The 15,600-nt window shown below is 40.8% G+C and carries 11 protein-coding genes; 8 read left to right on the plus strand and 3 right to left on the minus strand.

The genetic code is table 11. The annotated features are described in order from the left end of the window. Positions 1-834: 834 nt before the first annotated feature. Genes NXG61_RS08675 through NXG61_RS08685 form a run of 3 tightly spaced genes read left to right on the plus strand, consistent with a single transcriptional unit; the run spans position 835 to position 3,892 of the window. Positions 835-2,994, plus strand: a complete 2,160-nt coding sequence (locus NXG61_RS08675; protein ID WP_307222300.1) for a PTS transporter subunit IIABC — start codon at positions 835-837, stop codon at positions 2,992-2,994. Positions 2,995-3,053: 59 nt separating this feature from the next. After that, on the plus strand, positions 3,054-3,392 hold the full coding sequence (locus tag NXG61_RS08680; protein ID WP_432748908.1) for a CAT RNA binding domain-containing protein: 339 nt from the start codon (positions 3,054-3,056) through the stop codon (positions 3,390-3,392). After that, positions 3,365-3,892 carry a PRD domain-containing protein gene (locus NXG61_RS08685; protein WP_307222501.1) on the plus strand — a complete coding sequence of 176 codons (528 nt, stop codon included), beginning with the start codon at positions 3,365-3,367 and terminating at the stop codon, positions 3,890-3,892. Before NXG61_RS08680 ends, NXG61_RS08685 begins: the two co-directional genes overlap by 28 nt. Positions 3,893-4,005: 113 nt before the next feature. On the opposite strand, the gene NXG61_RS08690 is transcribed toward NXG61_RS08685, so the two are convergent. Continuing rightward, on the minus strand, positions 4,006-4,557 hold the full coding sequence (locus tag NXG61_RS08690) for an arginase family protein (protein WP_432748998.1): 552 nt from the start codon (positions 4,555-4,557) through the stop codon (positions 4,006-4,008). A gap of 728 nt (positions 4,558-5,285) precedes the next feature. On the opposite strand from NXG61_RS08690, the gene NXG61_RS08695 reads away from it, so the two are divergent. The 5 genes from NXG61_RS08695 to NXG61_RS08715 all read left to right on the plus strand — a co-directional run bounded on the left by NXG61_RS08695 (position 5,286) and on the right by NXG61_RS08715 (position 10,199). Further along, on the plus strand, positions 5,286-6,020 hold the full coding sequence (locus NXG61_RS08695) for a GntR family transcriptional regulator (RefSeq protein ID WP_196605816.1): 735 nt from the start codon (positions 5,286-5,288) through the stop codon (positions 6,018-6,020). Positions 6,021-6,121: 101 nt separating this feature from the next. Beyond that, positions 6,122-7,495 (plus strand): aminotransferase, encoded by a 1,374-nt coding sequence (locus NXG61_RS08700; protein WP_307222296.1) that lies wholly within the window; start codon positions 6,122-6,124, stop codon positions 7,493-7,495. A 16-nt stretch (positions 7,496-7,511) separates the two neighbouring features. Next, positions 7,512-8,339 carry an ABC transporter permease subunit gene (locus NXG61_RS08705; protein WP_307222295.1) on the plus strand — a complete coding sequence of 276 codons (828 nt, stop codon included), beginning with the start codon at positions 7,512-7,514 and terminating at the stop codon, positions 8,337-8,339. 14 nt (positions 8,340-8,353) lie between these two features. Then, the gene (locus NXG61_RS08710) at positions 8,354-9,382 is read left to right on the plus strand and encodes a taurine ABC transporter substrate-binding protein (RefSeq protein WP_307222293.1); all 1,029 of its coding nucleotides are present in this window, start codon (positions 8,354-8,356) and stop codon (positions 9,380-9,382) included. A gap of 22 nt (positions 9,383-9,404) precedes the next feature. Continuing rightward, positions 9,405-10,199, plus strand: a complete 795-nt coding sequence (locus NXG61_RS08715) for an ABC transporter ATP-binding protein (RefSeq protein WP_196605820.1) — start codon at positions 9,405-9,407, stop codon at positions 10,197-10,199. Between the two features lie 85 nt (positions 10,200-10,284). Here the strand turns inward: NXG61_RS08715 and NXG61_RS08720 are convergent, their stop codons facing one another. Together NXG61_RS08720 and NXG61_RS08725 are read right to left on the minus strand one after the other, a co-directional pair. Continuing rightward, positions 10,285-13,956: a dynamin family protein gene (locus tag NXG61_RS08720; RefSeq protein ID WP_307222291.1), complete on the minus strand. Its 3,672-nt coding sequence runs from the start codon at positions 13,954-13,956 to the stop codon at positions 10,285-10,287. Positions 13,957-14,141: 185 nt separating this feature from the next. Then, entirely contained in the window at positions 14,142-15,581 is a 1,440-nt protein-coding gene (locus NXG61_RS08725) for an NAD(P)/FAD-dependent oxidoreductase (protein ID WP_196605822.1), read from the minus strand. Between the last annotated feature and the right edge of the window lie 19 nt (positions 15,582-15,600).

The raw sequence follows: 15,600 nt of genomic DNA on the forward strand, positions 1-15,600 counted from the left end.
TTATAAACAGTCAACAAAAGCTTGATATATCAATATTTTAGAATATCATCGCAAAACAAAATAAATTGACTTAACCTCTTATATATCAAGCTTTACAGGCCATTTATATGTCAAACTTCTAAGCCGTGTGTCGCAGGTTCGAATCCTGCTTGGTGCACCATAGTAAAATCAAAGCTTCCAGCGTTTTGCTGGGAGATTTTTTTGTGCATTTTTGGGGAAAATTGGGAAAAAATAATGGAAGCTATGGAATAAAAAATGTAGTATTGATACCGTTTATAGTGATTTGGGCACTTTAGGCCGTTACTCACAGCGATTATTGAAGCTTTTTTTAGAGAATAACGAAAATACTGAGGATGATGAGAAATATTATATCGGAGCAGAAATAAAAAAGACAATGGCGAAAATAATATATTATTACGATTTGCAGGAACGAAAGAAAGATGATGAACTAACTCAAGCCATTGTGGAGATTTTCCGCAAAAATCGAAAAATCTATGGGACTCGATAAATGAGGGTTAAGCTCCACAAGCAAGGCTTCCTCGGTTGGGATTATACGATTATGTCAAATGGTTTAATAAGCATCAGATTCACGGAGCTCTAATCCAATAAATAAATTCAGTATTAGTTTTCATGCAGACTTGCAATTTATTTGTCATAGCTTTATAATATGGATATATATTAGTGTGTTACTGGTAAGGCAGGCATTAACTATTCTTCGCTGAAAAAGGCGGAGTATAGTTAATGCTTTTTTTATAGGCTTTATTTTAGTTTAGTAGATAGAAAAACAATAATTTTAGTTACGTTATCGTAGCACAGAAAGAAGGGATAAGATTTATGAAAGACGAAATTTTCAGCGTGCTGCAACGTGTCGGCCGCAGTTTTATGCTGCCGGTTGCCATCCTGCCGATTGCCGGGCTGCTTTTAGGTATCGGCAGTTCGTTTACTAACGCCAATACAATTAAGATGTATGGTCTTGAAGGTATTCTGGGAAATGGTACTGTACTTCATGCACTGCTTACTATAATGAGCAGCGCAGGCAATATTATCTTTGGCAATCTGCCGATTATTTTTGCCGTTGGGGTCGCTATTGGTATGGCGAAAGCCGAAAAAGAGGTTGCGGCTCTTTCTGCCATGATTGCCTTTTTTGTTATGCATGTTTCCTGCAATGCCGTTCTTCAGCTTACAGGAAAGGTTCTGCCGGACGGTACGGTTGCCCCGGGAGTACTGGAAGGAACCATAGCAAATACCACCGGCATTACGTCTCTGCAGATGGGGGTATTCGGCGGAATCATCGTCGGTATCGGTGTAGCCTGGCTGCATAATCGATATCATAAGATAGTACTGCCAGACGCACTTTCCTTTTTTGGAGGAGCAAGATTTATTCCGATTATTTCCACAATAGTTTATCTTTTTGTAGGTATTTTAATGTATTTCATTTGGCCGATTGCCCAGAACGCAATTTTTTCTCTTGGCGGACTTGTCACAGGTACGGGGTATATTGGCACACTCATTTTCGGCATCGTAAAGCGTGCACTTATTCCATTTGGACTGCATCATGTTTTTTATCTGCCATTCTGGCAGACAGGCGTCGGCGGCTCTATGATGGTAGATGGCAATCTCATTCAGGGAGGCCAGAATATTTTCTTTGCTCAGCTTGCCTCGCCTGATGTAACGCATTTCAGTGCTGATGCCACGCGATATTTTTCCGGTGAATTTATTTTCATGATATTCGGGTTGCCTGGTGCCGCTCTTGCGATGTATCGTTGCGCACGGCCGGAGAAAAAACGCATAGCCAAGGGGTTGCTTCTTTCAGCGGCGCTGACATGTATGCTGACCGGTATTACAGAACCAATCGAATTTTCCTTCCTGTTTGTTGCACCGATGCTCTTTTATGTACAAGTCGTACTTGCCGGTGCCGCCTATATGATCGCGCACATGCTGAACATAGCGGTAGGGCTTACTTTTTCCGGCGGACTGCTTGATCTTTTTATTTTCGGCATTCTGCAGGGGAATGATAAAACAAGCTGGATGTATATCATTCCTGTCGGCATTGTTTATTTTTTTCTTTATTATTTTATTTTCACTTTTCTCATCAAGAAATTCAATCTTAAAACTCCCGGGCGTGAGGATGATGATCAAGAAACAAAGCTTTATATGAAAGCCGATGTCAACTCTCGTAAAAATAAAGGCAGTATCAATGCTGCCGATACGGATGAAATGAGCAGTCTTATCGCACGTGCCCTCGGCAGCAGAGGAAATATCACTTCTGTCGATTGCTGCGCAACTCGGCTGCGCTGCTCAGTTAAGGATTCTTCGCTCGTCGATGAAAAAATGCTCAAGGCCACGGGTGCAGTCGGAGTGATAGTCAAGGGTACTGGGGTCCAGGTCGTCTATGGACCTAAAGTGACTGTTATCAAAACCAATCTTGATACTTATTTGCAAACGGCTCCGGAAACAGAACCGGAACTTGACGTAATGACGTCGGCAGGTTCTGCGGCAAAAGTTTTCGAAATGGAAACGAAAACAGCGGTAATCAGACAAAAGCATGCACTTTATTCCCCGTTTAACGGCACAGTGCATCCGATCACAGAAGCGCCTGATACTGCTTTCTCCAGTAAAATGATGGGTGATGGTTATTTCGTCTATCCTTCGGACGGCACCGTTGTCGCTCCGGACGATGGAGAGGTAGTTTTTGTTTTTGATACAAAACACGCCATAGGTATGAAAACATCAGACGGAGTGGAATATCTGCTGCATATTGGTATAGATACCGTCAACCTGAAAGGACAAGGGTTTGAAGTCTTTGTTGAAAAGGGCCAGCAGGTTAAAAAAGGTGATAAACTCATGCAATTTGATGCAGCATTTATAAGGGAAAAAGCCGCTTCTGATGCTTGCCTCGTAATTTTCACAGGCCTGCAGGAAAATGAAGAAATTCATATGGAAAAGATTGGTGAAATTGAAGCACTTGCTGAAGTTGCCTATTTAGAAAAATAACAGAAAAAATCCTCCTGCAGATGACGAAGTTTCTTGTTATAAGGTATAATAAATAATAATTGTTGTCTGCAAGGGGGGGAGCTTTTACGTACCGGATTATCAAGGCATTAAATAACAACAGTCTTCTGGCACTTGACAGCGATCATCATGAAGTCATTTTGATTGGTAAAGGTTTGGGATTTGGACGTAAGAATGGCGAACGGCTTGAGGATACTCATGATGCTAAAATTTATACACTGACAAACGATGGAAATAACAGCGCATTACAGAAAATCAACAGCATTAATCCAATTTTTATTGAAATTGCGGTGCAGATCATCAGTGAGGCAGAAAAAAATTCCAGGACATCAATAAAGATATTTTGCTGCCCATGGCCGACCATATTGCCATGGCTGTAAAGCGCAGTTATAATGGGGTATTATTACCCAATCCATTTCACCATGATATTATGTCCATGTTCCCGGATGAATATCATATAGCCAAGAAAGGACTGAATGTCATTTATCGTAAAATTGGCATCCATCTGCCAGTCGAAGAAACTGGGTATCTTTCGCTGCATATTCACGCTGGGCTTTCGGGTGAAAATGCAGCAGCAAGTCTTGCAGATGCCAAACTTGCTGCCATTCTCATTCACAAGATTGAACTTGCTTTAAATCGCAATTTTTCCAAGAATACGCTCAAATATAATCGACTTATGAGTCATGTTTCTTATATGATTTTGCGCATCAAAAAACACGAGCGCATTTCGGTCGATATGAATAAATATGTGCAAACCAGTTTTCCTCAGGCCTATGCACTAGCTGCGGAAATCTGCACTGACATTGTTAGCGAGCTTCAGACAGATGTTTTTCCGGAAGAAATCAGTTTACTTGCCTTACATATCCAGCGTGTAATCTAAATAACTTGTATTATGATATTATATAAAATAAAATTATAGAGAAATAATGAGGCTGCTGCATGAGTGATTTTTTACTTATGCAGCAGCCTCATTTTGTGGTTTTTATGGTATGTTTATTGTTTGAATATTGGGATAGCAGTCATAAAATTTCGCAGATTGAGGGCATCCCAAGGAAGATGCTCTGCTATGGATAATCCTACTACATCTGTTTGCTTGTAGATATCATGAATAAGCCGGGCGATCTGCTGCAATGTCATATCTCCGCTGGGAGCGTTAAATGGAGGCTCTCCCGGTTTAGAAAAAAGCAGGGAGCGGAACAGAGAAGGGTCCAAAACATCCAAATCAAAGTGAACCGCAAGATGCTTTATTTGGTTTTTAGTCAGCCAGTCCAGTACAGGAGCACTAGTTTCTGCTAAGGCTTTCGGACTTGCCCAGCGTAAGCCTAACCGATTTACTATCTTCTTTTCGCTTGGGGGAATTTCCTTCAGACCACCGTACATTACCATGTTAGATTTTATAGGGAATTTTACTTCAGAAGAAAATTCTGGGTCACCCTCTCCTAATAAATTTCTCAGAACCATAGCATGTTCATGATTGTACATAGCAGGAGTGGATATATCGGGATGGGCGTCCAGCCATAATAAACCAAGCTCTATACAATGTATTTGTTAGTAAAAACAAGTACGCACCTTTTTGACCTGTACTATCTTGGAGGAAAGTGCAATGAGCATGAAATAATATCAAGGAAGGGTGCGTGTGAATTTTGATTATCATGGTTCATCTCTTGAAATTGCCTGTCAAGCTAAAACTGTGTTCACATAACTTCTTATTTGTTTTTTGATTTGCAGATAATTTCATAATGCTTACTTTTATAGTGGGATTTCATCTCACCGATAAATAATTAATCACCTCAAGTACAGCAGGATATTTCTTGCTGTACTTTGTTCTTTTAGAGCGAAGATCTATTATCTGTGTTGATTTCATTTGTCTTTTTTAGGGAATGAGTCGTTTTTTTTAGATTTTCATAATGCTTACTTTGAGATGGCAGTTTAGATTTAATTTTATGCAAATAAAAAGTCAATTGTCGTTTAGATGACTTACAATTAAGAGATTTTGTGATAATATACCAAATAAGATTTTTATACAGAGCCAGCTGATCTGATAAACAGAAAGTTGAATATATAGTTATTATGGTTCGGTTCTAATATGTGCGAGTGAATATTGTTCTGCAGTTATACTTGTACGGATATCATAATATCATTATAAGTAAAAATCTGCTTTGGAAAGGTGGCAGTTGAATGCAGGGGAAAATGTTTCGCAAATTATTATTCAGGAGTGTTTGCTAAAACATCTGGTAATGTCACTATGAGCAGTGTGAACGGACGGTGAGAATATGAATCGCTTTGATAGAGATGATGCTGTACCACTGTATTTGCAGGTCGGGACTTTTTTGCGCAATGAAATTTTAAAGGGATCATATACCGGACGGCTTCCATCCGAACATGAATTGATGGAGTTATTTCAGGTCAGCAGAGCGACTGTAAGGCGGGCTGTCAGAAAACTTACAGAAGAGGGCGTCCTAGAAACACGGCAGGGATTAGGAACTTTTGTGTCTGTGAGATCAATAGAGGAATGGCTGGGAAATTTGAGCACCTATTTTGATATTGTCAATGAAATGGGAATGAAACCCAGTATACAACTGCTGCATCGCGGCGTAGTGGAAGCACCGCAGGATGTTCTGGCAATATTCGGTACATATCAGGTATATCAGACGGTGCGTCTGCGCTTGGCAGATGATATGCCGATCGTTATTGAAAAGCAATATTATCCATTGGGAGTCGGTAAGAAATTATTGAGCTATGATTTGAACGATATTTCCACTTACGATATATTGGAAAATGATCTGGGCGTCACTCTATGGGAAGCCAAGCAAACTATATCGGCTATAATTCCGACGGCAGAAGAAAAAAAATTGCTCAAATTATTCAGCAATACACAATGCTGTGCTCTTTTGTCCAAAAGACTGGTGGTCGATGTGCAGGAGCGACCATGGGAATATGAAAAAAGTGTATATCGCGCAGATATGTATAAATTTTGCATTAATTTGACACGCAGGAGAAAAAAGTAAGATTCATAATTATATTATTGGATCGGCCGATTAGAAAACTAAAGGCCGGAAAGCAGGATATATCAGCTTTCCGGTCTTTTTATTTTGGGGAGGAATAAATATTGAAAGACATAGAACAGACACAGGAACTTATAGATATTGATAAGAAGCATTTATGGCATCATATCACGCAGCATAAAATTTTTGAATATAAGGAGCCGTTCATCATCGCCGAGGGAAAAGGGTGCCGGATAAAGGATATACACGGCAGAGAATTTTTGGATGCTGTTTCCGGTGGTGTATGGTGTGTCAATGCTGGTTATGGGCAGGAATCGATCGCTAAAGCGGCATACAGGCAGCTGGTACGACTGCCATATTATTCCGGCAGTGCCGGAAATCCGCCGGCTATTCTGCTGGCGCAAAAACTTAGCCAGATGATTCCGGAGCTTAGCCGTGTATATTTTTCAAGCAGTGGCTCAGAAGCCAATGAAAAAGCATTTAAACTGGCAAGACAATATAACCGCCTTAAATATAAAATGAATAAGTACAAGATTCTTTACCGCGAGCGGGATTATCATGGAACTACACTGGCGGCGCTCAGTGCGACAGGACAGGCAGAAAGGACAGAGGCTTATGGACCGTTTGTCCCGGGATTTAAAAGTATCCCGGCGGCATATTGTTATCGCTGTCCTTTCGGTAAAAAATATCCGTCTTGTGATATCCAATGCGCGCATGTGCTGGAAAAAGTCATAAGGCAGGAAAATCCCGATACTGTGGGAGCATTGATTCTTGAACCGATTACGGCAGGCGGCGGAATCATTATTCCTGTGGCAGAATATTTTGAAATAATCCAGAAAATATGCCGTAAATATGCCGTACTGCTTATCATAGATGAAGTTGTGACAGGTTTTGGACGCACAGGAAAAGCCTTCGGTCATTTCCATTGGGGCGTCAGACCGGATATAGTGACAACAGCCAAGGGAATAACGAGTTCCTATATGCCGTTGTCCGCTACAATGGCGACTGAAAAGATTTTTAATGAATTTATAAGTGGATCAGCTGATAAAACAGGTTATTTTCGTGATATCAGTACTTTTGGCGGGAGCGCGGGGGCATGCGCGGCTGCCTTGGAAAATATAAAAATCATGCAGGAACAGCAATTATTTGTCAACAGTGAAAAAATGGGAGCTTATTTACTGGAGAAGCTGAATGAGTTCAGGGATATGCCGATAATCGGTGATATAAGAGGCAAAGGATTGTTTGTCGGCATAGAGCTTGTCAGTGACAGGAAGAGTAAAATGCCGATCAATGAAGCCTGCATGGCGGCAATAGTAAATAAAGCAGCTCAATGCGGGGTATTGATCGGAAAGATGAATCGCAGTATACCGGGGCAAAATAACGTGTTGGTGCTGGCTCCGGCACTGGTAGTCAATAAAGATGAGATAGATAAAATCGTTTCAGCTGTTCACAATGCCCTGGCAGAAATAAGAGTTTAAAAGAAAGGACGGTGTTATGTCTTTGGCTGATTCACAAGTGAAAATCAAGAGAAATTTTCCCTGCAAACCAAAAATTTGGCTGACAACCGAGCACTTGATCACACTGTCGACAGTGGCTGTTATTTTTATAAGTTGGTATGCAGCAACCGAGTGGAAACTGTTTTCTGAGGTGATAATACCACCGCCGGGCAAAGTATATAAGACCTTTATTGATATCCTGAGCGAAGGATACAAGGGGGCGGCACTGTCAACGCATCTTTTTGACAGTATTGAGAGATTATTGGCAGCGTTTGTTTTTGTTTGTCTTACTGCTGTTCCTGCCGGACTTCTGAGCGGTTATAATTCAAAAATACGAGCCGTTCTTGAACCGCTGGTAGGTTTTTACCGCCCGCTGCCGCCGCTGGCATATTATACTATGCTGGTCATCTGGATGGGAATAGGCAACAGCTCCAAAATAATGCTGTTGTATCTTGCCGGATTTGCGCCGGTATATCTTGCCTGTATTTCCGGTGTGATGAAAATCAAACGGGACTATATCTCCGGGGCCTATACGCTCGGAGCAAATAAATATCAGGTATTTGTTTACGTTGTACTGCCGGCCTGTCTGCCAGATCTTTTTACAGGCCTGCGGACGGCTCTGGGATTTTCCTACACGACTTTGGTAGCAGCCGAGATGGTGGCGGCCGAGACAGGGATAGGCTGGATGGTGCTTGACGCCAGCAAATTTCTCCTCAGTGATGTGATTTTTGTCGGAATTTTTATTATGGGTATTACCGGAATAATGTTAGATGTGCTGTTGAAATTTATGGAAAATAAGATTATCCCATGGAAGGGAAAAGAATAAGGGAGAGCATAGTGATGAAAAACAAATTGAGTTTAAGTTTTATGGTGCTGGTAATTATGTCTTTATTGTTTGCCGGCTGCGGCAATAATCAGGCTGCTAAAAATGATACTGCAAATGAAACACCCGAATCCATTACGATAGGATTGCAGGCCATACCCAATGACGAGCTGGTAGCCAAACAATGGTATGAAAAAGAGCTGGGAGTCAAAGTCAATTTCAAGCAGTTTGATTCAGGACGTGATGTCAACACGGCTATGACGGCCGGCAGCATTGATATTGCCATACTGGGTTCAACACCGGCTGCTATAGGTATTGCCAAGGGAATACCTTATGAAGTTTTCTGGATACATGACGTGGAGGGGGATAATGAAGCACTGGCGGTAAAAAATAGCGCCGGAGTAAATTCAATAAAAGATTTAAAAGGGAAAAAAATAGCTGTCCCCTCAGGCTCGACTACACATTATAGTTTGCTTAATGCGCTTAAACTTGAAGGAATAAATCAGGGAGATGTCAGGATTCTTGATATGCAGCCGCCGGAAATCTTTGCGGCGTGGCAGCGCGGCGATATTGATGCGGCCTATGTATGGCAGCCTACCTTGGGAAAACTGCTTAATGACGGCAAGCTTTTGGTAACCAGCCGTGAGCTGGCGCAAAAGGGGATCGTAACGGCAGATGTTGGCATTGTAAGAACCGAATTTGCGCAAAAATGTCCTGATATAGTAAAGAAATATGTACAATTGCAGGAAAAGGCTTTTAAATTATATAGTGACAAATCTGACGAGGCAGCACAGAGCGTAGCATCGGAACTAAAGATAGATCAGGCTGAAAGTCTTAAGGAAATGAAAGAACTTTTATGGCTTTCAGGAAAAGATCAGCTTACAGAACAGTATCTCGGAACAAGCAGTAAAAAGGGAGATTTTGTGAAGACATTGAAAGATACAGCAGATTTTCTGGTGGAACAAAAGGCAATTGATTCGGTTCCGGAAATTGCTGTATTTGAAAAAGCAGTGAATCCGGCTTTTATTGAAGCCGCCACAAAATAAAATTTATTTAGGAGTTATCAGTATGATTTCTGTCAGGCAACAGGAAAATTTAGAGAATATAATAAGACTCAGCAATGTATCTCTGGCTTATTCGGCAGATAGTGCGAATGTGCTGGAAAACATTGATCTGAGCCTTAATAAAAAAGAATTCGTATGTGTACTGGGTCCGTCAGGCTGCGGCAAAAGTACCTTGCTGAAGATTATTGCCGGATTTATATTTCCTTCACAAGGAACAGCTCAATTCGGTACAAAGGCTATAGCAGGTCCTGATTGGCAGCGTGGTGTGGTTTTTCAGCAGCCACCGCTTTATCCATGGCTGAACGTGGCAGAAAATATAAGATTTGGTTTGAAAATGAGGCATTTTTCCAAAAAGCAGTCAGAAGATCTGATAACAGATTATCTTGAAAAGGTTGGTTTGCTTGCCTTCAGAAATCATAAACCCTATGAACTATCAGGAGGCATGAAGCAGAGAGTCGCAATAGCCAGAACGTTGATCAATAATCCGCTTGTTCTGCTGATGGATGAACCGTTCGGTGCACTTGATGCCCTGACTCGGGAACAGATGCAGGCTATGCTCAGGAAAATATGGCTGGAATTGAACAACACGATTCTATTTATAACACATGATGTAGATGAAGCATTATCATTGGGAACGAGGGTGCTCGTAATGGCGAAAGGTCCGGGCCGGATAATCAGAGAATATAAAACCTCATTCACTTATTCTGCTGCCCAGGAAAACACAGAAAGTATTTACCATTGTGATGATTTTTTGCATATGCGCGGAGAAATCCTGCATCTTATTCGCAGCGCAGTTTAAGCTCAACCGGGTAGCAGGCAATGTTTCTATGCGGCATAAAATATTTTGCTGAAGGTGAGCATAAAGAACAACAATTATCTGCTATTCAATGAATAGCAGATAATTGTTGTTCGGCATGGAGTAATTCTGTCAATATTTTCTTATCCTCCAACGCGGAAATTAATGCCAGATAGAAATCATCAGACTGTTCCAGTATTTTTGCTGCAATAGTGTCTGCTTCACGGCTGAGCAATGCATTATAATGAAGATTAAAATTTTCTTTTTGTACAGTAAGATAGCCGTCGGCAAATTTATCGAGTTGTTTTTGCAGTTCGTCACGCATCAATTTATTGTCACCTTTTTCAAAAAAAGATACGGCATTTTTGAAATACGACATTACCTTGGAAAATTTTTCACGGGGGATATTTGTAAAAGTATTTTCAAAGATAAGCTCTGCATTGTGGGATAGTTCAAAATCTGTAAAAGTGAGATCGGTATTTATTTCATGAATGGAATGGGCAATCGATTCACTGTATTCGCTGAGTGATTTTTCGGTAAAACGGTCCAAGCGCAGCATCGTTGCCTGCATCTCTTGCACAAAATCAAAACCCAGCTGTTCGAGAAAATCGTCAAGTGCGTTTTTTAAGACTTTTTTGAGGGCAGGACTGTCATCACGCAATATGGCAGGATTGAAAGACTCACGAAAAAATTCATTGAAGCGCAGAAACACACGCTGCTTGACATAATAAAGCAGTTCGGCGGTTTCTTGTTCAGATTTTCTTTGCAGATTCTCTGCTTCAGTATTAGCTATAATATCATTTACTAAATTTCTCTGCCGGCTTATGCTGCTTTTTTCTGCTTTTTTCTGAACATCATTTTTTTGAGCGTTTAGTATAAGCTTTTTTATGAGAGCAATGACTCTTTTGCATTCATTTTCAGAAGAGTCTATTACCATTTCGGATAGGTCGTTGGTTATGAAGCGGTAAAAAGCTTTTTCAAAAGCAGCCATGCCGGAGGAAATAGAATCTCCCGCGTTCTGTTTTTCCTTGAGAGCCATCAGGCTGGATAAGGTACTCAGATAAGGGTTTCTGATGCCGTACTTTATGAGCTGCCCGCGAACGTAAGATACGACGGCATCTTTTTCTTCGTCATTAGCCGCCAAATCAATGGCATTTATAATGAAGAACATTTTATCAAGCTGGAAAGATTCTTTTACGCGCCCGAGCTGGATCAGAAATTCTCTGTCGGCTCTGGAAAAAGCATGATTATAATATGTGACAAATAAAATGGCGTCCGCATTTTTAATGAAATCAAAAGCAACTCCGGTATGGCGTGTATTGACCGAATCTGCACCGGGAGTATCAACAAGCGTTATTCCTCTGCGGGTCAGAGGACAGTCGTAATAAAGATCTATCCATTCCACAAAGCAGGATTTTTCTTCTAATGCCACATAGTCATCAAATTCACTGATTCCTGCAGATATAGTCATGCCAAGCTGCTCGGAAAAATTGCTGTAGCCGTGCATAAATGCCTGTAAAAAAGAGTAGCTGGTTTTTTCAACATGATCCTGCTCTATGCGGCTGCTTGGCGGCAGTGCTTTTATCTTGCTGACAGCATCAGCCAGATCAGTTGTCTGTATGCCAAAGATTTTTAGAGCACCGTTAAGATCGGTAAGAATGTCAGCTTCTGTTTTTATTTTGACAATAACGCTTTCGTGAGGATGAGTTTTATCCACAGGTCTGATATTATTGATAGCTGCGGTCATGGGATTAGGGGATACCGGCAGCACTTTTGCGCCTATCAGTGCATTGGCAAAGGATGATTTACCGGCACTGAAAGCACCGAATAAAGCTACTGTAAAACCTTTTTTATCCAGGCGCAGTGCTTTATCCTGCAGTTCTGAGGAGAGTTTTGAAAACCCCGAAAGATCTTTTAGGACAGCAGCTGTTTGCAGCAGCTTTTGCGCAGTTGTTTTCAATTTTCCGGCTGCAGTTGCAGTGGAAGCCTCTGTGTCACGGATAGCGGGTGAAGCAGTAGCAGAAACTGTAGATACAGAATGTACCGGCGGGAATACTTTTTTTTTCAAAGTTTTATTTCCTGCAATTATTTCAAATTCCTGTTTCATTTCTGTAAATAATTCACAATCATCGGGTATTGCCTGCGGCCGATCTAATAGTGCAGCTAATTGTTTCTGCTGATCCAATATGCTTTCTGTCTGATCTTGAATTCTCTTCAGCGCGGAAATGTATTTTTGCATATCTGCAGATTCCTGCTTGAGTTTTTCCTGTGATGCCGTTAATTCATGACGAACTGCTGTTAATATTCTGTCCTGCAGAGGAGCAAGTATATTTTTAGTAAAATGTTTTATTTCAGCGGATACATCATCAGTATAATTTGATACGGATTCATCCGAAAGGCGGGCACCTTCTTTTACCGCCTCCAGAGGCAGACTGATCGGGAATAATATGTCAAGGGTTTGTATATCGGCTGATATTGAACTGTCATTTATATGATTTTCCTGTACATAATTGCTGAGAAATGTATGTATATGCCATTCGATTTGTGATTTTGTTTTTTCAAGTATAGCTTTGTAAAAAATATTCAATCTTTTTTCTTTTTCAAGCTGCGTTTTTCTTTTGGCAAAAAATAAGCCTGTTTTAAAACCGGGCTGCCGGGCTGCCAAATAATTTTTGGCCAGCTCTCTGGTTTCAAAAGGCATAAGATATGCATTATTAAGTATTTTATCTATTTCAGTGACAAAATTGCTTTTCAGTGCGGTTAAATTTTGTGTCAAATATTCATTTTTTTCACGTAAAGTATTGTAATCAGAATTAAAGTGATTCTTTTCTTCAGGACTGAATTGCGATAAAAGTTTTCTGAAAGGCTGGAGTTCTGTTTCATTTTTTTCCTTGCGGATAGCAAAATGATCGGCAAGAATTTTCTGCATCGCATGCTGGACAGAATGCAGAAGCAGGCTGTCCTTGCTGTCCAAACGCTCCTTTAAAAAGGCTTTTAATTCGCTGAACTGATTATGCGGATGATTTTTTTCTGTCAGTGAGGTATAAAAAATTTTGGCGGGTCTCACGCCCCATGCAGCAAAGGATTCGATCACCCCTCTTTTAAAATCAGCAAAGGGAATTTCCTGTTCGGAGTGTTTATCTATTTGATTAATGGTCAGATATATTTCTTTGCCTGCCTTGATAAGATTTTGCGTAAACATAAAATTAAGTTCAGATTGAACGTGATTATAGTCCATTATATAAAATATTAAATCTGCTAAATGGAGTGCAGATTCAGTGGAAATACGATGAGCATCGTCCGCGGAATCTACTCCCGGAGTGTCCATTATCGCTATGCCTGCCGACAAATCGAGACTGGAATCGTCTATTTCAATTTTTTCGATTTGATCACCGTCCTGGCAGTGTTCTTTTATCATTTCGTAATCGTAAGGAGCAAGATAAAGGCGTGGTTTTTCTTTTTTGAAGAAGACTCTGGCGCAGTCATCTCCCCATCTTATTTTTACCAGATTGGCACTGGTGGGAATAGGACTGGAGGGAAGCAGATTTTCACCGAGCAGTGTATTGATCATTTTTGATTTTCCTGCTGAAAAATGGCCGCAAAAAGCTATTGTGAACTCTCCGCTCATTAATTTTTGAGCCAGTTGTTTCATCTTTACGGCGTTTATCATGTCGCTGTTTTCGAGAAGGTATTTATGAGCGCAAAATAACTTTTCTTTTAATATCTGTTTTTCTTTAGTAGTATATTCAGTTTGAAACATAAGTATCTCCCCGCAGTAAATAAATTGTGTTGGAAAAATAAAGATCATATTATTATGCAGCATATCAGAACATGATATATTTTATACTATAGGAGCAATAATTGGCAATATTTATATTGCTTGAAGCAAATAATAAAAGATGTAAATACAAAAAACTGCCAGCGTATACTGACAGTTTTTTGTATTTACATCTTTAGCAGGGACATACGTTTTGCCCGTTCTGCAAGACCAGAAGTTTCCTTGCCTTTTTCGGCTATTTCTTCTATAGGAACATTGAGCTCGCGGGCCAATAGTTTTCGTATGCGCGGTCCGCAAAAGGCGTTTTGGCAGCGACCATAGCTGGCACGTGTGCGGCGTCCTACGGCATCGACAGATTTTACGGGAATGCCTCGATGCAGACAATCTACTATTTCTGACTCGGTGACCTGTTCACAGCGGCATATAATATTAAGCTCTGGATCAGGAGAGTCGATCACACCTTTGAAATCGGCGGTTTTTTTACGTATTATAGGTTTGCGTTCAGCTGTAAAATCAGGATTTTTTTCCAGCTTAAGTTTGGCTTTTTCTAATATATCAATTACTTTCAGCGCTATCGCCGGTGAGGATGTAAGCCCCGGTGAATCAATACCTATAAGATTAATGAAGCCATTTATTTTGCTTTCTTCAATTATCCAGTCTTTTTGATTGGCAGCCGGGCGATTGCCGGCAAATGATTTGAGAGCTTTGCGCATATCTATATCAGGAACAGATTTGCGGGCTGTTTCTGTAATGTGCCGGAGTGTATTTTCATCCGTACCTACATCTGCCTTATCATCAATTTCTTCGGCATTGGGACCTATCATAAGATTACCATGGTATGTGGCCGTTACCAGTATACCTTTGCCAAGCTTGGTAGGACACTGGAATATGACTGATTTGACCAGATGGCTTTGTTCCTTGTCTAAAATGACGTATTGTCCGCGTCGAGGTACTATTTTATAACCATCTATGCCGGCCATCAAGGCAACCGCATCACTGTATATACCGGCAGCATTCACTACGAAGCGGCTTTCAATAGTTTGTTTTTTTGTCTTGACAGAAAAGACATTATCTTTTTTTTCTATGCTTTCAACTTTATGTTCAAGCAGTACATCAACGCCATTTTTTATAGAGTTTTCTGCTAGCGCTATAACAAATTCATAGGGTGATACAACGCCGGCGTTTCTGCAGTATAATGATGCCCTTACTTCGCTGCTTACATGCGGTTCATGCTGCCTGGTTTCTGCTGCATCCATTATTTTCAAACCCTCAACGCCGTTCGCTATACCATAATCGTAAAGTTTTTGTAATGTGGACATTTCCTCATCACTGAAAGCAAGGACAAAGGAACCGGTTTGTCTGTAACCGAAATGCAGTTCTTTTTCAAGCTGAGCATACATTCTGTTGCCCTTTACGCATAGTTCAGCTTTTAAAGTACCGGGTTTGTCTGAATATCCGCCGTGGACGATCCCGCTGTTGCCTTTTGAACAGCCGCAGCTCACATCTGCCTCCTTTTCAAGCACACAAATGTTGAGCTTGTATTTTGAAAGTTCTCTGGCCAGATTCATGCCGACAGTTCCGGCACCTATAATACAAATATCATACATAAAAATTCCCCTTTCAAAT

It is taken from the genome of Pectinatus haikarae (genome assembly GCF_050916305.1).
Lineage (GTDB): Bacteria > Bacillota > Negativicutes > Selenomonadales > Selenomonadaceae > Pectinatus > Pectinatus haikarae.

Bases quoted from the DNA above. Each gene is read 5' to 3' on its own strand.
- NXG61_RS08705 (WP_307222295.1), top strand. From the start codon at position 7,512: ATGTCTTTGGCTGATTCACAAGTGAAAATCAAGAGAAATTTTCCCTGC.
- NXG61_RS08685 (WP_307222501.1), top strand. From the start codon at position 3,365: ATGGCCGACCATATTGCCATGGCTGTAAAGCGCAGTTATAATGGGGTA.
- NXG61_RS08710 (WP_307222293.1), top strand. From the start codon at position 8,354: ATGAAAAACAAATTGAGTTTAAGTTTTATGGTGCTGGTAATTATGTCT.
- NXG61_RS08695 (WP_196605816.1), top strand. From the start codon at position 5,286: ATGAATCGCTTTGATAGAGATGATGCTGTACCACTGTATTTGCAGGTC.
- NXG61_RS08675 (WP_307222300.1), top strand. From the start codon at position 835: ATGAAAGACGAAATTTTCAGCGTGCTGCAACGTGTCGGCCGCAGTTTT.
- NXG61_RS08720 (WP_307222291.1), bottom strand. From the start codon at position 13,956: ATGTTTCAAACTGAATATACTACTAAAGAAAAACAGATATTAAAAGAA.
- NXG61_RS08715 (WP_196605820.1), top strand. From the start codon at position 9,405: ATGATTTCTGTCAGGCAACAGGAAAATTTAGAGAATATAATAAGACTC.
- NXG61_RS08725 (WP_196605822.1), bottom strand. From the start codon at position 15,581: ATGTATGATATTTGTATTATAGGTGCCGGAACTGTCGGCATGAATCTG.